24 protein-coding genes are annotated in these 26,411 nt (G+C 59.7%); 10 read left to right on the top strand and 14 right to left on the bottom strand.

The window, feature by feature from the left end; translation table 11 throughout:
* Positions 1–15: 15 nt before the first annotated feature.
* Complete coding sequence (locus WD429_RS04035; protein ID WP_368420888.1) at positions 16–924, bottom strand: hypothetical protein; 909 nt, start codon at positions 922–924, stop codon at positions 16–18.
* 152 nt (positions 925–1,076) lie between these two features.
* Here WD429_RS04035 and WD429_RS04030 point away from each other — a divergent pair, with 152 nt between their 5' ends.
* On the top strand, positions 1,077–1,697 hold the full coding sequence (locus tag WD429_RS04030; RefSeq protein WP_368420887.1) for a riboflavin synthase subunit alpha: 621 nt from the start codon (positions 1,077–1,079) through the stop codon (positions 1,695–1,697).
* Here WD429_RS04030 and WD429_RS04025 read toward each other — a convergent pair.
* Positions 1,670–2,827, bottom strand: coding sequence for a class I SAM-dependent methyltransferase (locus WD429_RS04025; RefSeq protein WP_368420886.1), 1,158 nt, complete (start codon positions 2,825–2,827; stop codon positions 1,670–1,672). The genes WD429_RS04030 and WD429_RS04025 overlap by 28 nt on opposite strands.
* A 120-nt stretch (positions 2,828–2,947) precedes the next feature.
* On the opposite strand from WD429_RS04025, the gene WD429_RS04020 reads away from it, so the two are divergent.
* A complete protein-coding gene (locus WD429_RS04020; protein WP_368420885.1) occupies positions 2,948–3,409 on the top strand; it encodes a hypothetical protein in 462 nt (153 codons plus the stop codon).
* A gap of 111 nt (positions 3,410–3,520) precedes the next feature.
* Here WD429_RS04020 and WD429_RS04015 read toward each other — a convergent pair whose 3' ends face one another.
* The 3 genes from WD429_RS04015 to WD429_RS04005 form a co-directional block, all read right to left on the bottom strand.
* Complete coding sequence (locus tag WD429_RS04015) at positions 3,521–4,579, bottom strand: methyltransferase (protein ID WP_368420884.1); 1,059 nt, start codon at positions 4,577–4,579, stop codon at positions 3,521–3,523.
* 6 nt (positions 4,580–4,585) lie between these two features.
* Positions 4,586–5,269 carry a carbonate dehydratase gene (gene can, locus WD429_RS04010; RefSeq protein WP_368420883.1) on the bottom strand — a complete coding sequence of 228 codons (684 nt, stop codon included), beginning with the start codon at positions 5,267–5,269 and terminating at the stop codon, positions 4,586–4,588.
* Between the two features lie 66 nt (positions 5,270–5,335).
* Entirely contained in the window at positions 5,336–10,219 is a 4,884-nt protein-coding gene (locus tag WD429_RS04005; protein WP_368420882.1) for an NAD-glutamate dehydrogenase, read from the bottom strand.
* Positions 10,220–10,362: 143 nt separating this feature from the next.
* Between WD429_RS04005 and WD429_RS04000 the strand changes: the two genes are divergently transcribed.
* Genes WD429_RS04000 through WD429_RS03975 form a run of 6 tightly spaced genes read left to right on the top strand, consistent with a single transcriptional unit; the run spans position 10,363 to position 17,311 of the window.
* Complete coding sequence (locus WD429_RS04000; protein ID WP_368420881.1) at positions 10,363–11,325, top strand: AAA family ATPase; 963 nt, start codon at positions 10,363–10,365, stop codon at positions 11,323–11,325.
* A gap of 9 nt (positions 11,326–11,334) precedes the next feature.
* A complete protein-coding gene (locus WD429_RS03995; protein WP_368420880.1) occupies positions 11,335–12,282 on the top strand; it encodes a DUF58 domain-containing protein in 948 nt (315 codons plus the stop codon).
* Complete coding sequence (locus WD429_RS03990; RefSeq protein ID WP_368420879.1) at positions 12,282–12,746, top strand: DUF4381 domain-containing protein; 465 nt, start codon at positions 12,282–12,284, stop codon at positions 12,744–12,746. Before WD429_RS03995 ends, WD429_RS03990 begins: the two co-directional genes overlap by 1 nt.
* Positions 12,743–13,783 (top strand): VWA domain-containing protein, encoded by a 1,041-nt coding sequence (locus tag WD429_RS03985; protein ID WP_368420878.1) that lies wholly within the window; start codon positions 12,743–12,745, stop codon positions 13,781–13,783. The genes WD429_RS03990 and WD429_RS03985 overlap by 4 nt, the downstream gene beginning before the upstream one ends.
* Positions 13,776–15,575 carry a VWA domain-containing protein gene (locus WD429_RS03980; RefSeq protein WP_368420877.1) on the top strand — a complete coding sequence of 600 codons (1,800 nt, stop codon included), beginning with the start codon at positions 13,776–13,778 and terminating at the stop codon, positions 15,573–15,575. The genes WD429_RS03985 and WD429_RS03980 overlap by 8 nt, the downstream gene beginning before the upstream one ends.
* Positions 15,569–17,311, top strand: a complete 1,743-nt coding sequence (locus tag WD429_RS03975; protein ID WP_368420876.1) for a BatD family protein — start codon at positions 15,569–15,571, stop codon at positions 17,309–17,311. Before WD429_RS03980 ends, WD429_RS03975 begins: the two co-directional genes overlap by 7 nt.
* 18 nt (positions 17,312–17,329) lie before the next feature.
* Here the strand turns inward: WD429_RS03975 and ccmI are convergent, their stop codons facing one another.
* From ccmI to ccmA, 9 genes are read right to left on the bottom strand one after another with little or no spacing between them, the layout of a single operon-like run.
* On the bottom strand, positions 17,330–18,610 hold the full coding sequence (gene ccmI / locus WD429_RS03970; protein ID WP_368420875.1) for a c-type cytochrome biogenesis protein CcmI: 1,281 nt from the start codon (positions 18,608–18,610) through the stop codon (positions 17,330–17,332).
* 40 nt (positions 18,611–18,650) lie between these two features.
* Positions 18,651–19,133, bottom strand: coding sequence for a cytochrome c-type biogenesis protein (locus WD429_RS03965; protein ID WP_368420874.1), 483 nt, complete (start codon positions 19,131–19,133; stop codon positions 18,651–18,653).
* Positions 19,133–19,669 carry a DsbE family thiol:disulfide interchange protein gene (locus tag WD429_RS03960; RefSeq protein ID WP_368420873.1) on the bottom strand — a complete coding sequence of 179 codons (537 nt, stop codon included), beginning with the start codon at positions 19,667–19,669 and terminating at the stop codon, positions 19,133–19,135. The genes WD429_RS03965 and WD429_RS03960 overlap by 1 nt, the downstream gene beginning before the upstream one ends.
* Positions 19,666–21,663, bottom strand: coding sequence for a heme lyase CcmF/NrfE family subunit (locus tag WD429_RS03955; protein WP_368420872.1), 1,998 nt, complete (start codon positions 21,661–21,663; stop codon positions 19,666–19,668). The genes WD429_RS03960 and WD429_RS03955 overlap by 4 nt, the downstream gene beginning before the upstream one ends.
* Before the next feature lie 35 nt (positions 21,664–21,698).
* Positions 21,699–22,172: a cytochrome c maturation protein CcmE gene (gene ccmE / locus WD429_RS03950; protein WP_368420871.1), complete on the bottom strand. Its 474-nt coding sequence runs from the start codon at positions 22,170–22,172 to the stop codon at positions 21,699–21,701.
* A gap of 14 nt (positions 22,173–22,186) precedes the next feature.
* The gene (ccmD, locus tag WD429_RS03945; RefSeq protein ID WP_368420870.1) at positions 22,187–22,423 is read right to left on the bottom strand and encodes a heme exporter protein CcmD; all 237 of its coding nucleotides are present in this window, start codon (positions 22,421–22,423) and stop codon (positions 22,187–22,189) included.
* A 4-nt stretch (positions 22,424–22,427) separates the two neighbouring features.
* Positions 22,428–23,171 carry a heme ABC transporter permease CcmC gene (gene ccmC, locus WD429_RS03940; RefSeq protein WP_368420869.1) on the bottom strand — a complete coding sequence of 248 codons (744 nt, stop codon included), beginning with the start codon at positions 23,169–23,171 and terminating at the stop codon, positions 22,428–22,430.
* 22 nt (positions 23,172–23,193) lie between these two features.
* Entirely contained in the window at positions 23,194–23,919 is a 726-nt protein-coding gene (ccmB, locus tag WD429_RS03935; RefSeq protein WP_368420868.1) for a heme exporter protein CcmB, read from the bottom strand.
* Positions 23,909–24,541, bottom strand: coding sequence for a cytochrome c biogenesis heme-transporting ATPase CcmA (ccmA, locus tag WD429_RS03930; RefSeq protein ID WP_368420867.1), 633 nt, complete (start codon positions 24,539–24,541; stop codon positions 23,909–23,911). The genes ccmB and ccmA overlap by 11 nt, the downstream gene beginning before the upstream one ends.
* Positions 24,542–24,726: 185 nt before the next feature.
* On the opposite strand from ccmA, the gene WD429_RS03925 reads away from it, so the two are divergent.
* The gene (locus tag WD429_RS03925; protein ID WP_368420866.1) at positions 24,727–26,076 is read left to right on the top strand and encodes a flagellar hook-length control protein FliK; all 1,350 of its coding nucleotides are present in this window, start codon (positions 24,727–24,729) and stop codon (positions 26,074–26,076) included.
* The gene (locus WD429_RS03920; protein ID WP_368420865.1) at positions 26,073–26,381 is read left to right on the top strand and encodes an EscU/YscU/HrcU family type III secretion system export apparatus switch protein; all 309 of its coding nucleotides are present in this window, start codon (positions 26,073–26,075) and stop codon (positions 26,379–26,381) included. Before WD429_RS03925 ends, WD429_RS03920 begins: the two co-directional genes overlap by 4 nt.
* Positions 26,382–26,411: the final 30 nt, after the last annotated feature.

The following is a 26,411-nucleotide window of genomic DNA, read 5'->3' as shown; positions in this document are numbered from 1 at the left end:
TCGGGCGTTCCCATCCTAGCTGTCCCAGCGTCCCAATTTATGCGGCGCGCTACAGAGGGCCTGCTGATTGCCGTCAAAAAAGGCTTGTTGCACCCGGTCGTAGGCCTTTTCGGCTTCCAGTAAATAGATCAGATAGAGACGAATGTATTCTCGGCGGGTCATATTGCGTGCCAGGGCCCGATGCTCGGACAGCGCCAGCAGTTCACTGAAGCGGGATGAACGCAAAGAGGCGTTGAAGTCAGTCATGCGCGCGCACTGCCAGACCAGCCCTTCCTCGCCCTCCAGATGATCGATGTGCTTTCGTGCATCCCGCAGCATCCGCTGCCGTTTCACCACCAGATCCAGATAGGAAGGTCGCGCGGTATAGATTCTTCGGACGGTTGGAACACCGAGCATCAGGATGATCACAAACGCACCAAAACCGCCACCAGCGACCCACGCCGGGATAAACCCGGTCAGGCCACTGAGGAACACCATCGCAGCGACCAGTGCGCAAAACAGCCACACATCCCGGCTACGACGTGCGACTGCCAGTGAGTAATTATCAGGCCAGTTCGGCATGGCCAGCAGGTCGAAGTCCAATAGCAAAACCCGGTCGCATTGTTTGAGCATCAGGCGCAGTTTGCGCTGTTGGGCCTCAGCCAGCGCCTGGTCAATCGTCGCCTGGTCTTCGGGTGCCCCGGCATCAGAGCCACTGCCCTGCTCCGTTGCGGCCGATGGCTGCGAATCACCCTCCTCCGCATTTTTCGGTGCGGTCTCCGGTGCCGGGTTGGCTGAGCGGTAGGCGGGGGCGGGTTCTGACACCGCCTGTGACAATGAACCCGTCGGCACTGGGACAGGGTCGGCAGCGCGTCCCGGGCGCAAGACCGGTTCACCCGGGGCCAGTCTGGTACGGGATGCTGTGTCTGTTTTGGTCTCTGCCATCGTCCTCTGCCGCCACGCTCTTTGCTGCCTATACACTATGTTATCGGCTGCGGATCAGGAAGCTTAAGCGCTTGGCATTGAGCAACTGGCTCGTTATCCTTTGCCGGTGTTCCAGACGGCCCTGCGTGACGGCTCCAATCAAAGGTGAACAGATGTTTACAGGCATAGTCCAAGGCATTGCAACCATTCAGGAAGTGTCTCCGGCCCCGGGCCTGAACACTTATGCCATTCGCCTCCCGGCCACGCACACCAGTGACATCAGCATTGGCGCGTCCGTTGCTGTGAACGGTGCCTGCCTGACGGTCACCCGGCAGGAAGGCGATGACCTCTACTTTGACGCCATGCAGGAAACCCTGACACTCACCACGCTGGGTAGGCTGACAACAGGTGACCGGGTGAATTTTGAGCGGGCAGCACGAATCGGCGATGAGATCGGCGGGCACCTGCTCTCGGGCCATGTTCATACCACCGCCAGAGTCACAGAGATTCAGCGTCCGGAAAACAACGTGACCATTGAGTTCGAAATACCGGAAGCCTGGGCCAGGTATGTATTTCCGAAAGGGTACATCGCCATCAATGGTGCCAGCCTGACCATTGGTGACGTCGCCGGCAACCGCTTCAACGTTCACCTCATTCCGGAAACCCTGCGGGCCACGACCTTCGGGGATATCCACGAAGGCAGCGTGGTTAATATCGAAATCGACAGCCAGACCCAGACCATCGTGGATACCCTGGCAAGAATGGGTTACGGCCGCCCGGCCGCCAGCGGCTGACGACGGACCGCGAACACCACGAACCTCGGGTCCGCCTGGAGCTGTTCCACCGCCGGGAAATAGCGTTTCAGGCTGCGGTGATAGCCAAGATGGCGGTTACCCACCATGATCATCTGCCCGCCTTTGGCGAGATGACGTGCCGCCTGCTGGAACAGGCGCAGGGCAATGTGATCCCCCACCACACCGCCCTCATGGAACGGCGGGTTCAACAGAATCACATCAAACTCACCCGCGCTGGCATCGATTCCGTCGCCATGATGAAAGGCCACGTCGGCGTCTGGCTGAGCGATTTCAACGTTGTGCCGCGCACTGGCCACGGCCTGGCTGGACACATCACTGAACAGCACCCTGATCGCTGGTTGTGATTTCAACGCCGCCAGACCCAGCACACCGTTGCCGCAGGCCAGATCCAGCACCCGCGCCCCGGGGCTTAAGGACGCCGCCACCCGGTGGACCTCGGGCAGCAGCATGCGGGTGCCAATATCCAGGCGCTCTCTGGCAAACACTGCGGGCAAACCCAGAACGGGCGAATCATCCTCCTGGAGCGCGTAGCCTTTCCAATAACCAGGCCAGTCCTCAAGCTCACGGTCGCCACGCCCGCAGATCACTACCCGCGCTTTTTTGCGGGCGGGGCACACTGCTTTACTGTGCATCAGCTCCCGGAACAGCTCAGCGCTGCGATCCGGCAAGTGCTTGATCATACCTCCGGCAATGACAACGCCATCCGGCGTAAGTACCTGATTCACCCAGCGTAGCAGCCAGGCCAGGTAGTCCAGCTGTTTTGGTATACGCATGACCACAACGTCAAACGGACCTGTGGGCGGGGCCAGCCAGGACGATGGCGTGGTAACGGCCAGCCCGTTTGCAGGCGCGTTTAACGTCAGAGCACCAACCAGCGTGGCGGCGTCTGCCAGCGCCATTGGGTTATAGGGTTCTAATCCCAGCGTCAGGGCACCGAACGCGTCATCCAGAACCAGCACCCTTGCCTGCCCGCCTTCTGGAATCCAGGCTGCTGCCTGGTCCAGCAACAGTTCATCGGCAGCGTCCCAGGCTCTCAGTGTCGGATCCTTGGTCCCCGGACGCTGAAGGGTGAGCGCACCGGCAGGCGATTTCAGGGTGTCACTTGTCATTTCGGGCACCAAATAAGACTGGAGTGGGAAGCGCGCCCATTCTAGGCTGATTACTCTAGAAATTAACCCTATGGTGTCTCTCAAGTTGTTTTGAAACCGAACACCCAAGAGAGGCACATTATGATCCGCGATTCCATCAAGCACCGCGTTGAATCCGTCCAGGCCGCTGGCAAGCGTTTTGAAGACCAGCTTCGTCCCCAGTTGGATAAAGCCTCCGCCGAACTGAAAAAAGTGCTGACGAACCTCGGTGCGGATGTCTCTGAGCCCCGGAGTCTGTCAGAAGTGGTCAGCCAGATTCGCAGCAAAAACCCGACGTTCCGCGAACTGACCGTGCGTCTGGACGTGGCCACGTACGACCTGCGCAAAAAGCTCTGGTGGGACGCCAACATGATGACCGCCTATGTCACCGATAAGGCGGAAAAAACCTATGAGGCAGACGTGAGGCCCAAGCTTACCGAAGCCCACCAGCGTGCCGAGTCGGAAGCCCGCCGGTTCCTCGAGCAAGTGCGCGAACTGGCCCCGCGCCGTCTGAGCGGTGAATCAGCCAAGCTGGCTCATGAAGAGGCTCCGAAAGAAGCCTGATTTCAGGTAGTTTCCTTTTTGACAGGTTGTTTCCCTTTTTTACCGGAAGCAGCCTTTTTGCCCCTCACCCCAGGGGCTTTTTTTGGTCTCGAGTTTCTTGCCCGGTCGGATTTACGTGCGTTTGGCGCAATACACCGTAAAACGCTTGTCTCCAGCCAGGCGAGTAACCGGCCCAATGGTTTTCCTGATCAGCGCCTCATAAGGCAGAAAACTGTTCGCCACCAGCCGCAGTTCCCCGCTGGGCTGCAGGTGCGCGGCGGCCTGCCGCAGAAACTGCTCGGTCATCGAGGTATCCGTTCGCACACCCGCGTGAAACGGCGGGTTGGTCACAATCGCGCGGTATTTTCTGTAAATCCCACCGGACACCCCGCTCAGACCATCCGAAGGCACAACATCCCCCAGGGCCTGGTTACGCTGGTAACTCGACCGGGCACAGATAACCGCTTGAGACTGAACGTCTGCCGCGTCGATCGGTGACGGCTCCTGGCCGGCGGCGCGCTGCCAGGCCTGAATCCAGCAACCGATAACACCCGAGCCGCAGGCGAAGTCCAGCGCGTGGCCACGAGGTAGCGGCTGGTCGGCCAGTGTCTGCAACAGCATCAATGTGCCGGCATCCAGCTCGCCATCGCTGAAAATACCCGGCAAACCGGCGATTTCCACTTCAACGCCGGCAGCCGCCACAGAGTGCCAGGTCATCCAGGCCCCAACATCGAACTCCCCGCCCGTGGCAAACTGGCTCGCCTGCCAAACCTGGCAATGGCGGGCACTGTCGACTTTGGCGGCGTCAGGCGCAACCGCTTTCAGTTGTCTGACTGCCCCGGCAATGCCCTCGCGTTTTTCGCCAACCAGAATCAGCCGGGCACCGTTGGCCGCCAAACGGCCCGCCAGCGCCAGCCTGAAGGCCAATTCCGCACGGGCTTTGGGCAGGAAAACCACCAAAGTATCGGCGCAACCCGGCTGCAGCGCCTCATCATCGTAGCCAAAAGCCATCCGCCAACCTTGCAGTGACGGTGCCCGGGCAAACACACCGGCGTGGTCAGTCATCGCCAGCCCGCCATCCGGCAGTTCGGACAACAGGCCGGTATCGGACAGACCGATCAGCGCAACGCGACCCTGGATACGTTCGCGGTTGCGGAGCAAGGCTTCGTGAGCATTGGGGAAAGCTGACATTGGCAATTACCCGGATTTTTTCTGGCGGCTTGCCCGTACGGGCCTCAGGACCAGCTCGTCCACGCTGTTGGTCTGCACGCGCTCTCGCTGTTCTTCGCTGGAGATGCACAGGCCCATATCCCTCAGGATACCGTCTGCCACATCATAGACGAAGCCATGCACCGTTAATGGCTGCCCCCGGTGCCAGGCCTCCTGCACAATGGTGTTCTGGCACACGTGGCCAACCTGCTCCACCACATTCAGTTCGCACAGACGGTCAATCCGATCCTCCTCACTGTCGAGACCATCCAACACTGACTGGTATTTGTCCCGCACGTCCTGCACATGGCGCAGCCAGTTGCTGATCAGGCCGAATCCCTGGTTCAGCATCGCCGCTCGCACCCCCCCACAGCCGTAGTGGCCGACAACGAGAACATGCTTGACCTTCAGCACGTCAATGGCGAACTGCAGCACCGACAGGCAATTGAAATCGGTGTGAACCACCACATTGGCAACGTTCCGATGGACGAACAGCTCCCCCGGCATCAGGTCAACAATCTGGTTGGCCGGAACCCGGCTGTCAGCGCAGCCGATCCACAGATATTCCGGAGCCTGCTGGTTGGAAAGGCGATCAAAAAACTGAGGGTCCTGGGCCTTGATACCATCGGCCCAGGATTTGTTCTTTTGCAGAAGATGATCCAACTGTCCCATTAACTTTCTCCCCGCTCAAAGTTCCTATAACGGAATTGAACGGGAATCAGCGGCTTAACGCAAGGCTCAGTTGGTCTGAATTTCGCCCTCCGGGTGACTGCTGTGCATGGTGGACTGTGCCAGATCCAACAATTCCCGCAGTGCCACCGAGAACATGGCGTACTCCGGTTCGCGCACACCCTTGAGCTCCGACAGCATGGCTTTCCAGCGGCCGATCATGGCGTCATGCGTTGCCATCCAGTTCTCCACACACAGCGGGACATCCCCTGGTTTGTCAGCGAGCCTGAGTACGCCAGTGGTGAGCGCGCGCTGCTGCCAGTCCAGATCCTCCCGGAAGCTCTCCCGGGCCAATGCCTGCCAATGGGACGCCGGCACCAGCGATGCGATAGCGTTGGTAAACCAGCTCAGGTCCAGCTTTTCCCCGAGGTCGTAGTAGAGATTGGCGACGGTCTTCAACGGCATTCCTGTCGCCTCCCGGGCCTCAATGATGCCCAGCGAGGAATACAGGTAGCTGGTTCCCGCCAGCACAGACCCCAGCTCCTTGGGCAGCCCGGCTTCCACCAACTGGTTAAACCGTTTGTCCCAGTGGGCCCGGGCCTGCTCCCCCAGGTAATCCGGCAGATCGGCGGTAATTTTCCAGACACTGTCAGCGAAACGCTCCATATGGCTCTGGATACTAAGCTCCGCGCGCCGGTTCCTTAGCAGCCAGCGCACCGACCGGCGAATCAGCCGCATCAGGTCGTTCATCAGCTCCATCTGCAGCGATGCAGGAATGTGGAAATCGAGGGATTCGATCTTGTCCCACCATGTATCCAGCCGGAACACGTCCCGGGCAATGATCCATGCCAGTGCAATGGACGCCGGGTCAGCGCCCGTGGATTGCGACAGGCGCTCCACGAACGTAATGCCCATATGATTGACCATATCATTGGCAATCTGTGTAGCAATGATTTCCCGACGCAGCTGGTGTTCGCCCAGCTCCTCGGAAAACTTGAGGGTCAGCGCCTGCGGGAACACCTTGTACATTTCACCAGCGAGCAAGGGTTCGTCTGGCAGTGAGCTGTCGATCAGGGTCTGTTTTAGGTCACCCTTGACGTAGGAAATCAGCACCGACAATTCCGGCCGCGTCAGCCCTTTCTTATCGAGCTTACGCTCGGACAGGGTTTCGTCCTCGGGGAGAAATTCCAGCGCCCGGTTGAGTTTGCCTTCACTCTCCAGCGTGTTCATCAGCCGGCGATATTCTTCCATGCGAACGATAGCGTCACCGCTGGCGATGCTGATCGCCTGGGCCTGCCGGTAGTTGTTCTTGAGCACCAGGTCCCCGACATCGTCGGTCATCTTTTCCAGCATCACGTTCCGCTGTTTGCCGGTGAGATCGCCCATGGCCACGGCGCGGTTCAGCAGGATTTTCATGTTGACTTCGTGGTCCGAACAATCCACGCCACCCGAGTTGTCGATAAAGTCGGTGTTCAGGCGGCCGCCATTGAGAGCGAACTCGATGCGCCCGAGCTGGGTCATGCCCAGATTACCCCCTTCGCCCACCACTTTGCTGCGCAGCTCGGAACCATTGATCCTCAGCCCATCGTTGGCCTTGTCCCCCACGTCGGCATGAGACTCGATCTGCCCTTTGACGTAAGTGCCAATGCCGCCAATCCACAGCAGGTCCACCTGGCTCTTGAGGATGTGCGTAATCAGCATGTTTGGCGGTACCCGGTCGGACTTGATGCCGAGCAGTTTTTTCATCTCAGCGCTGACCGGAATGGACTTGGCACTGCGGCTGAACACCCCACCACCTTTGGAGATCAACTTGCTGTCGTAGTCGGTCCACGAAGACCGGGGCAGCTCGAACAAACGCTTGCGCTCCTTGTAGCTCTTCTCCGCGTCTGGCGTGGGATCGATGAATATATGCATATGGTTGAACGCCGCCACCAGGCGGGTTTTCTCCGAGCACAGCAGCCCGTTACCGAACACGTCGCCGCCCATGTCACCAATGCCAATGGTGGTGAACTCATCCAGCGCCGGATTAATGCCCATTTCGCGGAAATGCCGCTCCACCGATACCCAGGCACCCCGGGCGGTGATGCCCATTTTCTTGTGGTCGTAGCCGTTGCTGCCGCCGGAGGCGAAAGCATCACCCATCCAGAAGCCGTACTCCGCGGCGAGACCGTTGGCAATATCCGAGAAGGTCGCGGTACCTTTGTCCGCCGCCACCACCAGATAGTGGTCGTCTTCATCGTGACGAATCACCCGCTCCGGTGACTGGATGCCGGCGTCTACCAGGTTATCGGTAATATCCAGCAGGCCGCGAATGAAGGTCTTGTAGGCTTCAATCCCCTCTGTCTGGAACGCTTCCCGATCTGAGGGGTCCGGCAGGCGCTTGGCCACAAAGCCACCTTTGGCACCAACCGGCACAATCACTGCGTTTTTCACCTGCTGGGCTTTGACCAGCCCAAGAATCTCGGTGCGATAGTCTTCAAACCGGTCAGACCAGCGCAGCCCGCCCCGGGCCACTTTGCCGCCGCGCAGGTGAACACCCTCCACCCGCGGCGAATAGACAAAGATCTCAAACATCGGCATGGGCAGCGGCATGTCCGGAATCTGCCGGGGGTCAAACTTCACACTGATGTAGGATTTGGTGTTGCCTTCACCGTCGGGCTGGAAAAAGTTCGTGCGTAAAGTGGCCTGCATCAACTCAAGATACAAACGCAGCACCCGGTCTTCACTCAGGTTCTCGACACTGTCCAGGCCGGCGTTGAATTCAATTTCCAGTTTCTGCTGGGCCGCACGGCTCTTGCCCTCACTCTGGTAACGGTCCGGATTGAAACGAACCTCGAAAAACTCGAGCAGCATCTGCGCCAGATCGACGTGGTTGACCAGAGTGTTGGAGATGAACGTCTGACTGTTGGAAAAACGGATCTGGCGCATGTAGCGCGCATAGGTCCGCAACAGGGCAATCTGGCGCCAGCTCATGTAGGAAGACAGCAATAGCCGGTTGAACGCATCGTTCTCGGCATCGCCGAACCAGACCCGGTGGAACAGGTCTTCGAAAATCGGGCGAATACGGTGAATGTCGACCACATTGCCGCTGTAGGCTTGCAGGGTGAAGTCATGGATCCAGACCAGTTTGCCGTGGCGGTCATTGACTTCAAAAGGGTGTTCGCCGATCACCCGGAACCCCAGATTGTCGAAAATCGGCATCACGTCGGACAGCGGCAGCGGCTCGTCCGCGTAGAAGAGCTTGAAATGGAGCGTGCTCTCATCTTCCTCCAGTGCCCGGTAAAAACTCATGGTCAGCTGACCATCAGCTGCACCCGCAATGTGTTCAAGATCAATGGCGGCTCGCCGGGGTGAGAACATATCGGTGTAGCTGGCCGGGAACCCGCCGGAATACAACCGATACAGCTCGTTGCCCTGCTCCTCGCCATACACTTCATTCAGGGCCTCGGCCAGGCCGTCACGCCAGGACTGGGCAAGCTCGATGACCTTCTCACGGATTTCGGCAATCGGAAGCTGACGGTTCTCCACCTGGGGCACGCGGATGGTAAACTGCACCCGCGCCAGTACCGATTCGGAAAAATGCGTGACAAATTCGATGTCTTCCGCCTCCAGGCGGTGCAGGAGAACCTGCTCGACCCGCAGCCGCAATTCGGTGTTGTAGATATCCCGCGGGAAAAACGCCAGGCAGGTAACGAACTGACCGTACACGTCCTCACGCATGAAAAGCTCAATGCGCCGACGTTCCTGAATGTAGAGAATGTTCTTGGCGACGCTCAGCAGTTCCTGCGGCTCGATCTGGAATAGCTCATCCCGGGGGTACATCGTCAGAATCTGCTCGAGTTCCTTGCCAGCGTAATCATCCCGCAGGAATCCGGATTTTTTCATGACCAAATGAAATTTGCGCCGCAACAGCGGAATTTCGTCCGGCCGTTCGTTGTAGGCCCGAGCGGTGTAAAGGCCCAGAAAGCGACGTTCACCGACCACCTCGCCCTTACTGTTGAACTTCTTCACCGCGATGTAGTCCGGATAGGCCGGCCGGTGCACCCGCGAGCGTTGAGCCGATTTGGCGAAGATGAAGATGTCATCGCTTCGCGTCATTTCATGCCGGGTTCGTTGTGGCAACTCATTCAGGCGAACCCGGTCTGGTCGCTCGTTATTGACGCGAAGAATGCCCAACTCGGAATTCTCCACCCGACGCACCACCATGCCGTTCTTGTCGCGGGCAAAGTCGTATTCGTCGTAGCCCAGAAAGGTAAAATGATCGCCCGCCAGCCAGTTCAGAAACGCCCGTGCCTCCACTTTGTCTTCATCGCTGATTCCAGCGGTGGTGGCGTCCAGTTCGTCCAGAATCTCGTTGACCTTGCCAGTAACCACCGGGAAATCCTCGACAGCGATGCGCACCTCGTGGAGGATGGTCTGCAGCGCCTGCTCCAGATCCCGCAGGTCTTCAGCGGCGCTGTGGCGGTCAATTTCCAGAACAATGAAGGCCTCGTATTCCGAACCCGAAGTGGATTTCTTGGTGGAATGCAGCTTCTTGAGTTTGCCGTCGGTATCGCGGTCAACGCGCAGAATAGAGTGCTGGATGGAATGCGTACCGATTTCCCGCTGGTTGATGGCGATCCGCAGGGAGTCGATCAGAAACGGAATATTCGGGTGCAGGATGAAAATCACCGTGTGGGTGGACTGCCAGCCATCGCTTTCCAGGTCAGGGTTGAACACCGACACCGGCGTCTCTTCCGCACTGCGTTTCTGCAGGAACTGCCACGCTGCCAGCACGGCCCCGTAGGTATCCGAAAATCGTCGACTCACCAGTTCCTCAAGCGGAATGTGTGCGTAATGCTGCTTGGCGAATTCACTGATCTTTTTTGCCTCGGCTTTCGCGATTTTCTGTGCAAAAGCGTCAGCCAGCTGTTCGAAAAACTGCTCCTTGCTGGCCACCGTCAGCGCATTCATAGTCGACCTCAGTAAGTGTGAAACAAACGTAATCAGATTATTGTTACATAAGCATAGTCAAGCTCTTGATTTTTGCCGCCCAGATGCGAAAACTGCGACAACTACTTACGCCAAGAGCCTCTACACAGGAACGACGGTTACCCATGTCACTACAGCATACGTTCGGGGAACTGAGATCTCAGTTAGCAAAAAGGATTATCGGCCAGGAAAAACTGGTGGATCGATTATTGATCACGCTGCTGGCGGATGGTCACCTGCTGGTTGAGGGGGCCCCCGGCCTGGCCAAGACCACGGCGATCAAAGCCCTTGCCGATCACATCGTGGGCGATTTCCACCGGATACAGTTCACGCCTGATTTGCTGCCCTCCGATGTCACCGGCAGCGAAATCTACCGCGCGGAAACCGGCCAGTTCGAGTTTCAGCATGGCCCGATTTTTCACAACCTCGTGTTGGCCGATGAGATCAACCGGGCACCGGCGAAAGTTCAGTCGGCGCTGCTTGAGGCCATGGGCGAACGCCAGGTCAGTGTCGGCATGCGCACCTTTCCTCTCGACCCGTTATTTCTGGTGATGGCCACCCAGAACCCCATTGAGCAGGAGGGCACCTACCCGCTTCCGGAAGCCCAGCTGGATCGTTTCCTGATGCACGTGGTGATCGACTACCCGTCCGCCCAAGCCGAGAAAGCCATTCTCCATCTCGCCCGCCGCGACTATCGTCAGGGACAGCCTGCGGCGGATATCCGCCTCAGCGCAGACCAGGTTTTCGAAGCCCGCCGGGAGATTGCCGACATCTACATGGCGGAGCCGGTCGAGCAGTATCTGCTGGCGCTGGTGCTGGCCACCCGTGACCCACAATCACTGGACCCGGAGCTGGCGCGCTGGACGGCATTCGGCGCAAGCCCCCGCGGCACTATCGCCCTGGACCGCTGCGCACGAGCCCTGGCCTGGCTCGACGGCCGCGACTACGTCAGCCCCGATGACGTCCGCCAGATCGCCTTTGATGTGCTCCGCCACCGTATTCTCCTGACCTTCGAAGCCGAAGCAGAGGGAATGACCGCCGATGCGGTGATCCAAAGACTGATCGACCATGTGCCTGTTACAGCCTGACCAAACCCGATGATATCCGCGCAAGCCGCCACCCATATCGACCTCCCCGCGCTGATTCGCCTTCAGGCGGACGCGCGCGCATTGAAACTACCCGCTGCCCGCCCGGTGCGCAGTCAGCAGGCGGGTCTGCAGCGCTCGCCGCTCAGAGGCCGGGGGATGGCGTTTGCCGAGGTGCGGCAATACCAGCCCGGTGATGATATTCGCAGCATTGACTGGCGCGTAACGGCCCGTAGACAGTCCCCGCACACCAAACTCTACGAAGAAGAACGGGGGCGACCGGTTCTGCTGCTGTGTGACCTTGGCCCCAGCCTGTTCTTCGCCAGTACCGGTGCCTTCAAACAGGTCCGCTGCGCACAACTTGCAGGCATCCTGTCCTGGCTTGCACTCTGGTCTGGCGATCAGATCGGGGGCATTGTATTCAATGGCCGGGAACTGAACGTACAGCGCCCTGCCCGGCGTAAAAAATCGGTTTTGCGACTGCTCGACACATTGGCAAAGCAGCAAAAAATCCCAGGAGACCAGCGCGTTTCGGATGCCCGCACAACGTCAGTAACCGCGGATCTGGACACGGCGTTGAGCGAAGCCCGCCGCGTGGCTCACACCGGTAGCCGGATTTTTATTCTCAGTGATTTTCTCGGCGTTACGCCGGAAACCTCCCGGCTCCTCGGTGCGCTGGCAAGGCACAATTCGGTCAGCGCGCTGCGCATTGCCGACCCGCTGGAACTGCACCTGCCAGAGCGCGGGCGCTTTGCCGTTGCCGGTGAAGACGGCCCGGTCTGGTTTGATGCCAGCAACTCCCGTTTCCAGCAAGCCTGGCACGAGAAAGTGCAACATCACGAGGCCGAACTGGCCAATTGCTTCCGCACCTCCGGAGTCCGACCAGCCGTGGTGATGACCGGTGACGAGCCTGCGGTTGCGCTGCAGTCCCTACTCGGACCTCGAGGGAGGATCGGCTGATGGAACAGAACCCACTGGACCAACTCCGGGATATACACCTCCCGGAAAGCGGCGGTTTCTGGCCGCCCGCCCCCGGCTGGTGGGCGCTGGCGGTACTGGTTCTTATTGCCGGAATCGTTCTGGTAATGCTGTTTCGCCGCTGGCGACGTCGAACCCGCTGGCTCGTCGTCGCCCGGCGGGAGATGGAACATCTGGCCCGCACCCGATCACCAACCCCCGAGTGGTTTGCCCAACTCAACACGCTGCTGAAGCAGTGCGCTCGCAAACGCTACCCACTGGAGCGCCCGGGAGCGCTGACCGGCCAGCAGTGGGCGGATTTCCTGCTGAGGACCAGCCCGCATGATCGCATTGCCTCTCGCCCCGTTGTTGAAGCCATGATCCAAAGCGCCTGGCAACCCAGGGCCGCCACTGATCCGGACAGAGCGCTGGCCTTTGCCCGCCTGTGGCTGGGAGGCCAGACATGACGAGCCTTGCTTACCCCTGGGTTTTAGTGCTCGTGTTGCTTCCTTTGCTCCTGCGGCTGGGCAAACGTACCGGGCAGGCCGTGGATGCCCCTGTGCTGCCGGTGGGGCACTGGCTGTCAGACTTGCCTGGCGTCAGCCGCAGTGGCAGCCGGCAGCCTTGGTGGCAGTCTCTACTGCTTTTGATCATATGGGTACTGCTGGTGGTAGCAGCTGCGCGCCCTCAGCACGTTGGCGAGCCGGTTCAGCTGCCAGTCAGCGGGCGAGACCTGTTGCTGGCTGTCGACATTTCACCCAGCATGGACGAACAGGACATGGTGATTCAGGGCCGCGGCATCAATCGTCTCCAGGCGGTGAAACGGGTTGTCGATGACTTCATCCAGCGCCGCCAGGGCGATCGCCTTGGTCTGCTGCTGTTTGGCACAGCGCCCTACATCCAGGCACCATTGACCTTCGATCTGGCCACCGTTCGTACGCTGCTTGATGAGTCCGGGATTGGCATGGCTGGCCGCGCCACCGCCATTGGCGATGCCATTGGTCTGGCGGTGAAGCGCCTCAGGGATCGTCCCCAGGAACAGCGGGTGGTTATCCTGCTGACCGACGGTGCCAACACCGCCGGTGAAATCACCCCGGATAAAGCCACTGAAATCGCCAAGGCAACGGGCGTGCGCATCTACACCATTGGTATTGGCGCGGAGTCGATGATTCAGCGCGGCCTGCTAGGTTCACGACAGGTCAATCCCTCACGGGACCTGGACGAAGCCTTGCTGGAACGGATGGCTGCGCAAACGGGCGGCGAGTACTTCCGCGCCCGCAGCCTGCCGGAACTGGAATTGATTTACGAAAGCATTGAGCAGCTCGAGCCCATTGACCTGGAAGGTAAACGGTATCGGCCGGTCACCGACCTGTTCGTCTGGCCGGCTGCCACCGCAGTGATTCTCTGGCTGCTGTTGCAGGGCCTGAAACTGAGCCGGGTTCTGGCTTCCCGCTCGCCCCGGGACGATCGCCAAAGCCGGGACCGGAGGCACTCTCATGGCTGACTTCCATTTCCTGCGTCCCTTTTGGCTATTGCTGCTTCTGGCTATTCCGCTGCTGCCGCTGATTTACCGCAAGGCGCGACAAAGCGACAGTGGCTGGACCCGCGTGATTCCCGAAACGCTGCTTCGCCCGGTGATCAGCCGGTACGGACAGTCAGGAACCTCCGGCCGTTCACCGCTGGTTATCTCGGCCGCGGCTGCTCTGGTACTGGCCATAGCACTGGCCGGCCCGGCCTGGCGGCAGGTTCCGACGCCGTTGCAACAACAAAACGACAGCCTGGTTATTGTGCTTGACCTCTCTCTGTCGATGCTGGCCACCGATGTCGAACCCGACCGGCTCACCCTGGCGAAACGCAAGATCCGCGACATTCTCCAGCAGCGTGATGGCAGCCTGACCGCGCTGGTGGTTTACGCAGCCGATGCCCACGCCGTCAGCCCGCTCACCGATGACCGTAATACCATTACCGGCATGCTGGATGTGCTCGACCCGGTCATCATGCCGGCCCCCGGCAACCGCGTGGATCTGGGCGTTGCGCTCGGCCATCGGTTGCTGGAACAGGGAGCGCCGGGCAAAGGCCAAATGCTGCTGATCACCGACAATGCCAGTGACCGATACCAGGACCGCATTACCCAAGCCCTTGAGGGCAGCCGGTTCGCGCTGAACACCTTGACGGTCGGAACAGCGGAAGGCGGGCCTATCCCTTTGCCCAAACAGGGCTTCATCCGGGAAAACGGCGAGATCGTAATGACCAAAGCCAGCCCCTCGGCGCTGCAGCACTTGGCGCGCAACAACGGCGGGCAGAGCCACAAACTGACCATCGACGATACCGACATTCACCAGCTCGGGTTGCGCCCGGAAGATTCAGAAGACTGGGAAGACAGTGAACGGGAGCTGACCGTCGACCGCTTCCAGGACGACGGTTACTGGTTACTGTGGCTGACATTGCCGCTGGTTCTGATCGGCTGGCGCAAAGGTGCCCTGGCCCTTATTCTGTTTACTCTGTTACCGCTGACACCGAGGCCTGCCATGGCCCTGAGCTGGGCGGATTTATGGGCCCGCGAAGACCAGCGGGCTCCGGCAATGATCGCCAACGACCCAGCGGCCGCGGCACCACAGTTAAGTGACCCCGAGTGGCGCGGCAGCGCACAATACCGCTCCGAAGACTACGAGTCAGCCGCCGAGACCCTGGCCCGGGCCGAGACGCCGCTGGCCGATTACAATCGTGGCAACGCGCTGGCCAGGGCCGGAAAGCTCGGGGAAGCCATGGCCGCATACGATGAGGCGCTGGCCGACGACCCCCAGATGGAAGACGCCCTGTTCAACCGCAAAATTGTTGAAGATCTGTTGAATCAGCAGCAGGCCGAGAACGAGTCCGATGACGGAGACGGTGACAGCAGCGACGATGGCGACTCACAAGACGGCAACGACGGCAGTCAGGACAACCAGGGGCAGCAGGAGAGTGAAGACGGCACTGGTGGCCAGGACAGCCAACAGCAGGGTGATCAAGCCAACAGCCAGCAAACCCAACAGAACGGTCAGAACGGCAATCAGGGCGGGGAACAATCCGCGGAGGCACCTTCACCCTCGGCTCAGCAATCCGGCGACGGTGAAGGCGGCTCCGAAGGGCAGAAGCGAAACGCTCCGGCGGAGGTGTCGGACGCCCCGCTCACCCAGGGTCAGGAGCAGTGGCTCAGGCGCATACCCGATGACCCAGGCGGCCTGTTACGGCGGAAATTCCTGCAGCAGTACCAGCAAAGAGATACTCAATCCGAAGAGGGCGATACCCCATGGTAAAACGGCTTGCGACACTATTCCTTCTGTCGATTGCGCTGTTATCCCCCGCCGGGGTCGCCTGGGCAGCGGGTGATCTCACGGTCGAGCCGCACCGCACCAAACTCTATGAAGGCGAGGTGCTGACCCTCAACGTGCGGGGCAGCATGAAAATCGAGCTGAATCTTGGCAACCTGTTTGATCTGGACGTTTCCAGCCTACCCTCACCCGACATCGAACAGCTGGAAGAGGATTTCGAGATACTGGGGCGCAATCAGCGTTACAGCATCCGCACCGTCAACAACGAGATGATTGGCGAAATCACCTGGACTTACCAACTGGCACCAAAATCCTCCGGGCAACTGACGATCCCAGCGCTGACGTTTGAAGATGCCACCTCCGACCCGATCAATATCACCGTCGTCAGCGGCAGCGCACCGAACGAGGAAACGGCGGACGTGGGGGCGGAATCCCGTGACAGCTTTGTCGAGCTGTCCACCGATAAGGACGAGGTTTACGTGCAAGAGCAGTTGGTACTGACCATCAAGCTGTTCTTCAGTGGCAACCTGATTCGGGGTGAGCTCTCCGAGCCCGAGCACCCGGATGCCATCATCGAAAATCTTGGCAAACAACGGGAGTACAGCCGCTTCCGCGATGGCGTTCGCTTCCGCGTTGTAGAGCGTCGCTATGCTATTTTCCCTCAGAAGCCAGGCGAGTTAAGCCTGGACACCATCCAGTTTGAAGGCCGGGCACGCACGCCGGATGGGCAGCTTAAGTTCCTGCGAGACAGCGAAACTCTGTTTGACATCCCGGTCAAGGGCGTACCCTCCGGGTTCAGCGGTGATACCTGGTTGCCGGCCGCGGACATGAAACTGATCGAATCCGGCCTGCCCGAGGGTGAGCCCCTGACAACCGGCCAGAACCTGACGCGAACGGTGGCGCTCAAAGCCAGAGGTTTACCCTCTGAAACCTTGCCACCCCCCGTGGACATGAACATACCCGGCATTCGCGCCTACCCGGAAAAGCCGGAGCGATCCACCGACAGTCACCTGGACGGGCTCGTCTCTGAGTTGACACAAACCACCGCCCTGGTCCCTGTTGAACCCGGTAATTTGGTATTGCCGGAAATTCGCATTCCCTGGTGGGATACCGAAGCCGATGAAGAAAAGGTGGCGGTGATTCCCGCCAGAACGCTCGCCGTCGAGGAGCAACCCGGCCGGGCTGCCTTGCCCACGAAAACGGACCCTCCCCGGGCCGCCGCCACTCCCGAGGGGCAGGACACTAGCGAGTTAGAACCAGACTCTTACTTCTGGAAAGGCCTGAGCCTGTTTTTGGCCATTGCCTGGCTGCTAACAGCCGGCTGCTGGTGGTGGGCCAGGCGGGCTCCTCATGCTGACAGCCGGCACTCCGGACCCACTGCGACTGGCGACAGGGCGCTCTTCAACCAGCTCTGCAAAGCCGCAGAATCTGGCTCTGCGGACACCCTGCGCCTGCTGCCACAATGGGCGAGCCGGCACTTCGAAGAGCACCAGTTCGACAGCGTGGCCGACGTTACCGTGTTCCTCAGGGACACCAGACTGAACAAGGAGATTGAGGCACTGCAGGCACATCTGTTCGGCAAACCCGACCAGCATGGCAGATCATGGGAGGGGGCAACGCTGGTGGCCGAGCTGAAACGGCTTCGCCACCACCGTGATTACTCGCCAGATGAAGAGAGCTTGCCCCCGCTGTACCCCGAGGGCTTGGCCAGCCGCTCATAAGAACAGAGCGGCACGGTGTCAGTTGCGAAGTTGGTGATCAATCACCAGGGTTGCAGCAACACCCTGGTCCTCAGTGATCGTAATCGGTTCGGCCAGCTCACCTTGCCAATCGCCCTCTTCTGCCGTCGCGGTACCCGATCGCGACAAACGTGCCACTACGGCCACTTCAGACACCTCTGACAGGCGGTTATCCGCAGACATGGCGTGGCGATCATCCAGCCGCACATCGACCGGAAGGTCGCCCGCGCTGAAACGGCGGACCGCCAGCGGCACACGGTTCTGGCTATCCACACTGCGAGCAAACAGAAACAGCGTGGTGTCTTCCGGAACCTGACCGGCAAAGACTTCGGACAACTCCACCCGCACTGTCACCCCAGGCCCGGAGGCCAGTTCTTCAGCGGCTTCTGGTGCATCTTTACCAAGCCGCTGATAAGCCTCAGAGATGCCTTCCCGAATGGACCCAAGCTGGGGATGATCCGGTGCCACTTCGGCAATACGTTCCCAATATTGTATGGCCCCGTCGTAATTCTCGTTACTGAACGCCGTTATGCCCATCAGGCCCAGCGCGTTGACTTCGTCCGGATTCAACCTACGCGCTTTTTCAATGGCACGCTTGACCCCGTCATCCAAAGCGCCCTGGCTTTTGAAAAACAGAGCCTGGGCCGACAGCCCCCAGGCGGTTGCCTTGGCACGATCATTGTCTTCGACCTGCCCGGCCAGGCGCTCAAACGCCCAGGCGGCGTCTTCGAACTGTTCCAGCCGCATGTAGCTGCGGCCTAACATGGCCCAACCGTCCGTATTATCCGGCTTGGCTTCCAGACGCTCTCGCAGCTGCGCCGTCAAGTCGGTCATCTGCTGAACCCGGTCACCCCCGGAGGCCTGCATGTCCTGCATCGCCCGAAATTGCGACACATCCTCCATGGCACCCCATTGCTGATACAGATAGACAGCAGCAGCGGGCACCAGCGCCATGCTGACCAGCGTAAAGGCCAACGCTGTTGTGCGGCCCTGATGTCCATCGGGGCGGCCCAACAGGCCCTTATCGGCGTCGGGCACGTCATCGAGCATGCTTCCGGCAAGTTCTTCCCGAAGCTGCTGGTAGTTTTCCTCGTCCAGGTTTCCGGCTTCGTATTCTCCCTCCAGCTCCTTCATGCGGGAACGGTAGGCCAGCAGGTTCTGATTGCGCAGATCCATTTGTGCCCGTTTGTCAGACCGGTGTGAAAACAGGGGCCAGATGATGAAGGCCAGCGCGAGGCAAATCAGCGCCGCAGCGAGTATCCAGAATAGCGTATCAGTCATAAGTGCGTCGTAACGTTCCAGAGGGAATGTAAATGTCGGTTCAGGACTGCTCGGAGCGGTTCTCATCGGCCAGCAGTTGGTCGGCGCGGCTGCGCTCCTGGTCCGTGAGCCTGTCGGTCTGCTCACCTCGACGGCGAGACCGGATGACAACGCCCGCGACGATCAGAAGCCCGCCGCCGACGGCAATCGCCGGAGTGGCCCATAACAGGATGGTGCGACGGTCCACTTCGGGTTTGTAGCGTACAAATTCTCCGAAACGGTCAACCAGGGCGTTCACAATGTCGTCATTGTCAGCGCCCTCCTGCATCATGCTGTAAACGGCGTCGCGCATGTCTTTGCTGATCGGCGCGTTGGAATCCGCAATGTTCTGGTTCTGACATTTGGGGCAGCGCAGTTCGGAAATCAGCTCCCGGTACCGACTTTCCTCCTCAAGCGTGTCAAAACCCTGAACATTGGCCTGGTCTGCGGCCACATAGGCCGGCAGCATCAACATCAGCAGTATCAATAAAGCAAAACGACGCATCAGGCACCCTCTCCGTATTGATTGAACAGGGGTTCCAGATCCTCTTTCCAGACCTTTTCATTCACCACGCCCACGTGACGGTGGCGCACAATGCCCTCAGCATCAATGACATAGGTCTCCGGTGCGCCGTAAACCCCAAGATCGAACCCGAGGGTGCCCCTGGGGTCGTAGATGGTCCGTTGGTAGGGGTTACCCAGGCGTTCGAGCCAGGTCAGTGCATCTTCCCGATCATCTTTGTAGTTCAGCCCGATGATGCGAACGCCCTTTTCCTCCGCCAGCCATAACAGATCTTCATGCTCGTCGCGGCAGGCCGGGCACCAGGTAGCCCAAACGTTCAGCAGTGACACTTCGCCCTTGAAGATTCCGGGGTCAAGTTGTGACTCAGGAGCCTTCAGGTCGGCCAGTGTGAACGCCGGAACCGGTTTTCCGATCAGCGCCGACTCCAGGTGATTGGGGTCCTTGCCAATGCCGGCAAAGAGCACGATGCCAAGAATGACCACCAGAACCACGGGGATAAAAAGCAACAAACGTTTCATGACGTGGCCTCCACGACACGACCATTCGACCCGGGCTCATCGACGGGGCGCCCCTGGACGGCTTTCTGGCGGACGCGGTAGCGCTTATCCGCAATGGCCAGGAAACCACCGGCCGCCATAAACAGAGAGCCCAGCCAAAGCCAGCGAACCAGCGGCTTGTATTGCAAACGAATCGCCCAGGCGTCATCACTGATACGTTCACCCACCGCCACGAACACATCGCGGAACAGGCCGGCATCGATATCTGCTTCGGTCATCACGTTACGCTGTACCCGATACTGGCGTTTCTCCGGATGCAGGACAGACACCGGATCGCCGTCCAGCGTGAGCTGAAACGAGCCATATTGGGCGGTAAAATTCTGGCCCCGACGCTCGCCAATTTCCAGAAACTCCACCTGATAGTCACCTACCATGGCGGTGTCACCCGGGACCATGCGGACATCCCGCTCGATTCCGTAGTTGGAGACAATGGTCGCCCCGGCCATGGTGATGGCAAGGCCCAGGTGCCCAAGGACCATGCCGTAGTAGCTCCGGGACTGACGCTTCAGACCGTGCAAGCGCCCTTTTTTCGAACCGGATTTGTCCCAAAGGTCGCAGAAGGTAGCTACCGTGACCCACACGGATGCAAAGCAGCCGGCGAAGGCCCAGGGTTTGAAACCGCCATAGATCAACATGATCGCGGCCGTTACCAACAGGCTGACCGCCAATGGCCACAGCAGCTTGCGACCCAGCCAGCCACCGTCGGTTTTCTTCCAGCGTGAGAAAATACCTGCACCCAGAAGGAGGCCGGCAGCCACGGCCAACGGGCTGAAGGTGAGATTAAAGAAGGGCTCGCCGATCGACAGCCGCCCCATGTCCAGATAATCCAGCACCAGGGGATACAGCGTGCCGATCAGCACCAGCAGCGTGGCCGCCACCAGCAACACGTTGTTGAGCAGCAGGAAGATCTCGCGGGAGAAAGAGCCGTAGCGAGACCGCACATGCACCACCGGCGCACGAAACGCATAAAGAACAAGGCTGGAGACAATGGTTATGGCCAGGAAGACCAGCAGGAACGTACCGCGCTCCGGGTCCGAGGCAAACGCGTGAACCGAGGTCAGTACACCCGAGCGCACCAGAAAGGTGCCCAACAAGCTGAGCGAGAACGCGACGATGGCCAGCAGGACCGTCCAGCTCTTGAACACGCCCCGCTTTTCGGTCACCGCCAGGGAGTGCATCAGCGCGGTGCCGGCCAGCCATGGCAGCAGGGAGGCATTTTCCACCGGGTCCCAGAACCACCAGCCACCCCAGCCAAGCTCGTAATAGGCCCACCAGCTGCCCAGAGCAATCCCCAGCGAGAGGAAGGCCCAGGCCACGGTGGTCCAGGGGCGCGACCAGCGGGCCCAAGCGGCATCCAGGCGGCCGTTCATCAACGCGGCGATGGCAAACGCAAAGGCCACGGAGAACCCGACATAGCCCATGTACAGCATCGGCGGGTGGACAATCAGCCCGAAATCCTGAAGCAGCGGGTTAAGGTCAGCGCCATCTGCCGGCACGTTCGGCAGCATACGGTCAAACGGGTTGGACGTCAGCACGATAAACAGCAGAAAGCCGATAGCGATCATGCCCATCACCGCCAGGACCTGGGCAATCATCACCGCGGGCAGGCGACGGCTGAACACGGCCACCGCAAGCGTCCAGCCTGCCAGCATCAGCATCCACAACAACAACGAACCTTCATGGCCACCCCAGACCGCACTGAATTTGTAGTACCAGGGCAGCATGCTGTTGCTGTTGTTGGCGACATAGGCAACGGAAAAATCGTCGGTCAAAAACGCGTAGGTCAAAATGGCGAAGGCAATGGCTATGAACACGAACAGGCCCGCAGACAGCGGGCGGGCGAACGCCTGCAGGCTGTCACGACCGGTTACCGAGCCCACCAGGGGGACCACGGCAAGAAGCACTGCAAGCAACAGCGCAAGTATCAGCGCAAACTGTCCGAGTTCCGGATACATCAAACTTCTCCAAACACCAGAAAATAAAAACCGTATCAGTAGGCCGCGTCGGCGCTACCGCTTTCACCCGCCTTGTGCTTGCTGGCAGAAGCCCGTTCAAGGGCCTCCGCAACTTCCGGCGGCATATAATTCTCGTCATGCTTGGCCAACACCTGGTCGGCAACAAACCGGCCATTCTCCGTCATCCTGCCCATGGCAACGACGCCCTGCCCTTCGGCAAAGAGATCCGGCAAAATACCGGTGTATTCCACCAGTACCGACGAATTGAAATCGGTCACCTTGAACTCGACTTTCAGGCTTTCCGTGTCTCGTAACACCGACCCTTCTTCCACCATGCCGCCGGCCCGTATCCTCACGTCCAACGGGGCGTCACCAGCAGCAATCTGGCTGGGATCGTAGAACAGATTGATGTTCTGACGCAGGGCGTAAGTGGTCAGCCCTACAGCAATGGCAATCCCTGCCAATAAAAAAAGTACGATTGTCAGTCGTTTTTTGCGAAGTGGGTGCATCAGGTTCCTGCCGTTCAGTCTTGAGAGTCGTTAATCCGGTTAAAGCTGGCGGTGACCGTTGTCCGGCCTGAGTCGGCACCGGCGGCGGCACGCGCCATGTCACGCCGCTGCGTCTGGACCACCCGGCGGCGCTGAAACAGAGACCAGTAGATCAGCGCACCCATCAGGGCAAAGAAAACACCGTAACAGGTCCAGACGAAAGGCCCATGCCCTTTCATTTCGATAAATGCGGTCAGAGATTCGAAGGCCATCGGGTCAGCTTCCTTCCGCCTGCACGCGCTCTTTCACCCAGCGAGTACGACGTTCACGAATAAGAATTTCCGTTTGCATGCGCAGGCAGGCAAACCAGCCAAAGAGTAAATACAGCCCCAGCACGGACAACAGTAGGGGAACCCACATTTCCAGAGGCATGGAAGGCTTCTCGGTCAGCTTGAAGGTGGCGGGCTGGTGAAGGGTATTCCACCACTCCACCGAATACTTGATGATCGGTATATTCACTACCCCCACCAAAACCAGCACCGCGACGGCCCGCGCCGAGGATTTTTCATCGGCAATGGCCGCTGCCAAGGCCATGACGCCGAAATACAGGAACAGCAGAATCAGCATGGATGTCAGCCGCGCGTCCCATATCCACCAGGTGCCCCAGGTAGGCTTGCCCCAAACTGCACCGGTAAACAGGGCCAGGAACGTCAATACCGCCCCTACCGGGGCCACGGCCTTCACAAAGACATCCGCCAGTTTTATGCGCCAGACCAGTGTCACTACGGCGGCGGCCGCCATCATGATGTAAACCGACTGGGCCAGAAAGGCGGATGGCACATGAATGAAAATAATCCGGTAGCTGTTGCCCTGCAGATAGTCTTCCGGTGCGAACGCCAACCCCCAGATCAGGCCGGAAAACAACAACAAAAGCCCGCTCCACAATAGCCAGGGCATCCACCGGTCTGCTATGCCGAAGAACCACTTGGGCGACCCCAGCTTGTGAAAGATTTGCCACATCAGGTTGTTACCTTCTACCTTTTCAACTGTTCGACAGGCTGATTCGCAAAGCCGCCGCTGCCGCAAAAGGTGCCAGCGTGGCTGCAAGCACCAGAAAGGCCCCCATCAGGGCCAAGTAGCCGCCCACCGGTGCACCCTCGGCAGCAGCGGCCACGGTGCCCGTGCCAAAAATCAGCACAGGAATGTACAGGGGAATAATCAGCAGAGACAAGAGCACGCCCGCCGACCTCAACCCCAGAGTCAGTGCCGCCCCGATTGCGCCGATAAAACTGAGTACCGGTGTACCGATCAGCAGCGTTAGACACAGAACGGCAATAGAGTTCCCGTCCAGATGCACCATCACACCGAGCAGCGGTGCCAGCAGCACCAGTGGCAGCCCGGTGAACACCCAATGCGCCGAGGTTTTCGCCAGCACCAGCAAAAACAGTGGCTGGGGCTGAAGCACTAGCTGCTCCAGAGTGCCATCGTCAAAATCGTGCCGGAACAGATGATCCAGAGACAATAATACCGACAACAGTGCCGCCACCCAGAGGATACCGCTACCGGCCTGTTGCAGAAACGAAACTTCTGGGCTGACCCCAAGAGGGAACAGCGTGACCACCATGATAAAAAACAGCAGCGGGTTAAGCATGTCCTGACGCTGGCGAAACGCGATTTTCAGGTCCCGCAGGAACACCGCTTTCATCGCGGCACCGGCACTGACCGGCTCGCCGGCTGAACGCAGGCCAGCCTTCCGTTCAGCGCCCATCGCCGCCTCCGAGAGTGATGCTCTGCATCGATGGCAGTTTCAAATCATGGTGGGTGGTGACTACGATCGCACCGCCGTCCCGCGCCCTTTGCACCAGCAAATTTTCCAGGGCTTCCACGCCGTCAATATCAATGGCGGTAAAAATCTCATCGAGAATCCACAGCGGCTCATCCGCGATCAGCAGACGCGCCAATGCAACCCGGCGCTGCTGACCCGCCGACAACCGACGGCAGGGCACATCTTCAAAGCCCGCCAGCCCCGTGCCCGCCAGCGCCTGGAACAGCATCGCGTCGTTGACGGCTTTGCGCCCTGCCATCAGCGCACGGAGATTCTCAACCGGTGTCAGCAGGGATTTGATGCCGGGCCGATGGCCGAGATACAGCATGTTGTGCAGAAAGTCCTCGCGCTGGCGCTCACGGGGGGCACCCTGCCAAAACAACTCACCGCGCTCAGCATCACTCAGCCCCGCAAGAATCCGCAGCAGAGTGGTTTTGCCAGAGCCGTTGGGTCCCTCGACACGGGTCACGGTACCGGGCAGTATGGAGAAGGAAAGGTCCCGGAACAGCATCCGGTCATCGCGTTCACACTGCAGATTGACAGCCTGTAGTAACGGCTCAGACATCAGGGCCCCAGATATTGAACAACGCGGTATACAGGTTTCGCGTTGCAAACATTCCATCCTGCCCTCCCCGTCAGGTTCAGAAAATCAGGGGACGCAGAAATCTCAGGCAGGCAATAGTTACCAGCGCGGCGTATTATAACGAAACCGAGCCTTGAATACTCTGGTCTGGGATCAATTCGACACAGATGAAATTACCAAACGGTAACCCGACACCGCCACTCACCGCCGAGCCGGCAAAGCCGACATCGGCAGGGTCAGCCAAGACCGCCGAAGCAGCGGTATCGCCAGCCATATCGGCACGCCAGCAACTGGACCAGTTGCAACTGGCTAATCGGGAAACGGCGCTCGCCCGGGTGGCCGAGGTACTCAACCGGCAACAGCAGTCCGGAGGCCAGTTGGTATTGGAAGTCCGCGGCCGCACGATGGCTGTTCAGGCCGCGGTCGGCGATACCGCTCTGGAAACCGGAGACTGGGTCAAGGTGATGCGGGCCGGCAACGAATTGCAGTTGATGGGGAAGCTGGCACCGGCCCAGGAAGCCGGAATTGCCCGTGCGCTGGCACAGCGGCTGCCATGGCAACAAAGCATTGATGCCGGTCTGGCCAAAGTGTTGTCGAGCCTGGTTCAGGGCGTGCGAGCCGAACCCTCCGGCTCATCGCTGCCGTCGTCACTGTCGCAACAGCCTTTGCCTGCGCCCGTACGCCAGGCGATTGAGCAGTTGGTCAACCGGTTACCAGTCAGTACCCATCTCGGCAATTCCAGCCAGACGTCCGATGCCGGCCAGCAAATTCGCCAGTGGGTTGCTGAAAGCGGGCTGTTCGCCGAGTCGCGGCTGGCACAGACTCGCGATCCGGCGCTCCCGGACCTGAAACTGGCGGTCGCGCGGATCATCACCACCCTTCTGGAGCACCAGGGCGGTGGCCCTGAGCAGTTTAACCGGTTGACCCCCCTGTCTACTCCGGAACTGGTGCAGTCGCCGCTGCAGTTTCCCAATGCCCTGGCACCGCCGGCTCCCCAAGGCAGTGCTGAACCGGTAACGGTCGGGCAGATGCTGCGCCTGTTGGCCGGCATGCTCAACCGAATCACCGTTAACCAACTGCACAGCCAGGTACTGTCAACACGCACCACCGCCGATGCGCCCACACCGGTATCTACCTTATTGCTCGAACTGCCCTGGGTAACACCACAGAACGAACCCCGAATGGCGCAGGTGCGCATTGAGCAGTACCAGGATGAAGCCGGAAGCGGTGAGAAAAAGCAGGCAGCTGGAGTAATGGAGTGGCGGCTCTCACTGGCCATGGATCTGGACGCCGCAGGCCCGCTTCATTTTGATGTGGCGCTGCGCCAGGAACAGGTAACTGCCCGCGTATGGGCCGAGAAACAGAGCACGCTTCAGCAGGTGCAGCACACTTTGCCCTCGCTACGCCAGAGCCTCTCGGACCTGGGGCTGGAGGTTAAAGAACTCGATTGCCGGCGCGGCAACCCCCGAGGAGCGACCACCCGGCTTGAACATCGACTTGTGGATACCAGAGCATGACCGACGACACCCGGAAAACCACCGCAAACGCGGCCGTGGCGCTCAAGTACGACGGCAAGACCGCCCCCACCATTACCGCCACCGGCACCCATGACCTTGCACAGGAAATTATCCGCATTGCCCAGGAGCATAATGTGCCCCTGTACGAGAACCCCGAACTGGCGAGCATCCTGGCGCGGCTGGAGCTGAATGAGGAAATACCCGACACCCTGTATCGGGTGATCGCCGAAATTCTGGCTTTTGCTTTCAACCTGCAGGGTAAGACGCCAGAGGATGCGAACGCAGACAAGCCGGCGTCACATTAAAGAACATTGACCCCGCTCTACACCGGGCAA

This window comes from Marinobacter sp. (genome assembly GCF_040904845.1).
Lineage (GTDB): Bacteria > Pseudomonadota > Gammaproteobacteria > Pseudomonadales > Oleiphilaceae > Marinobacter.
Note: the sequence above shows the minus strand (reverse complement) of the source record. Positions and strands in the feature narration are given on the sequence as shown.

Bases quoted from the DNA above. Each gene is read 5' to 3' on its own strand.
- WD429_RS04035 (WP_368420888.1), bottom strand. From the start codon at position 924: ATGGCAGAGACCAAAACAGACACAGCATCCCGTACCAGACTGGCCCCG.
- WD429_RS04030 (WP_368420887.1), top strand. From the start codon at position 1,077: ATGTTTACAGGCATAGTCCAAGGCATTGCAACCATTCAGGAAGTGTCT.
- WD429_RS04025 (WP_368420886.1), bottom strand. From the start codon at position 2,827: ATGACAAGTGACACCCTGAAATCGCCTGCCGGTGCGCTCACCCTTCAG.
- WD429_RS04020 (WP_368420885.1), top strand. From the start codon at position 2,948: ATGATCCGCGATTCCATCAAGCACCGCGTTGAATCCGTCCAGGCCGCT.
- WD429_RS04015 (WP_368420884.1), bottom strand. From the start codon at position 4,579: ATGTCAGCTTTCCCCAATGCTCACGAAGCCTTGCTCCGCAACCGCGAA.
- can (WP_368420883.1), bottom strand. From the start codon at position 5,269: ATGGGACAGTTGGATCATCTTCTGCAAAAGAACAAATCCTGGGCCGAT.
- WD429_RS04005 (WP_368420882.1), bottom strand. From the start codon at position 10,219: ATGAATGCGCTGACGGTGGCCAGCAAGGAGCAGTTTTTCGAACAGCTG.
- WD429_RS04000 (WP_368420881.1), top strand. From the start codon at position 10,363: ATGTCACTACAGCATACGTTCGGGGAACTGAGATCTCAGTTAGCAAAA.
- WD429_RS03995 (WP_368420880.1), top strand. From the start codon at position 11,335: ATGATATCCGCGCAAGCCGCCACCCATATCGACCTCCCCGCGCTGATT.
- WD429_RS03990 (WP_368420879.1), top strand. From the start codon at position 12,282: ATGGAACAGAACCCACTGGACCAACTCCGGGATATACACCTCCCGGAA.
- WD429_RS03985 (WP_368420878.1), top strand. From the start codon at position 12,743: ATGACGAGCCTTGCTTACCCCTGGGTTTTAGTGCTCGTGTTGCTTCCT.
- WD429_RS03980 (WP_368420877.1), top strand. From the start codon at position 13,776: ATGGCTGACTTCCATTTCCTGCGTCCCTTTTGGCTATTGCTGCTTCTG.
- WD429_RS03975 (WP_368420876.1), top strand. From the start codon at position 15,569: ATGGTAAAACGGCTTGCGACACTATTCCTTCTGTCGATTGCGCTGTTA.
- ccmI (WP_368420875.1), bottom strand. From the start codon at position 18,610: ATGACTGATACGCTATTCTGGATACTCGCTGCGGCGCTGATTTGCCTC.
- WD429_RS03965 (WP_368420874.1), bottom strand. From the start codon at position 19,133: ATGCGTCGTTTTGCTTTATTGATACTGCTGATGTTGATGCTGCCGGCC.
- WD429_RS03960 (WP_368420873.1), bottom strand. From the start codon at position 19,669: ATGAAACGTTTGTTGCTTTTTATCCCCGTGGTTCTGGTGGTCATTCTT.
- WD429_RS03955 (WP_368420872.1), bottom strand. From the start codon at position 21,663: ATGTATCCGGAACTCGGACAGTTTGCGCTGATACTTGCGCTGTTGCTT.
- ccmE (WP_368420871.1), bottom strand. From the start codon at position 22,172: ATGCACCCACTTCGCAAAAAACGACTGACAATCGTACTTTTTTTATTG.
- ccmD (WP_368420870.1), bottom strand. From the start codon at position 22,423: ATGGCCTTCGAATCTCTGACCGCATTTATCGAAATGAAAGGGCATGGG.
- ccmC (WP_368420869.1), bottom strand. From the start codon at position 23,171: ATGTGGCAAATCTTTCACAAGCTGGGGTCGCCCAAGTGGTTCTTCGGC.
- ccmB (WP_368420868.1), bottom strand. From the start codon at position 23,919: ATGGGCGCTGAACGGAAGGCTGGCCTGCGTTCAGCCGGCGAGCCGGTC.
- ccmA (WP_368420867.1), bottom strand. From the start codon at position 24,541: ATGTCTGAGCCGTTACTACAGGCTGTCAATCTGCAGTGTGAACGCGAT.
- WD429_RS03925 (WP_368420866.1), top strand. From the start codon at position 24,727: ATGAAATTACCAAACGGTAACCCGACACCGCCACTCACCGCCGAGCCG.
- WD429_RS03920 (WP_368420865.1), top strand. From the start codon at position 26,073: ATGACCGACGACACCCGGAAAACCACCGCAAACGCGGCCGTGGCGCTC.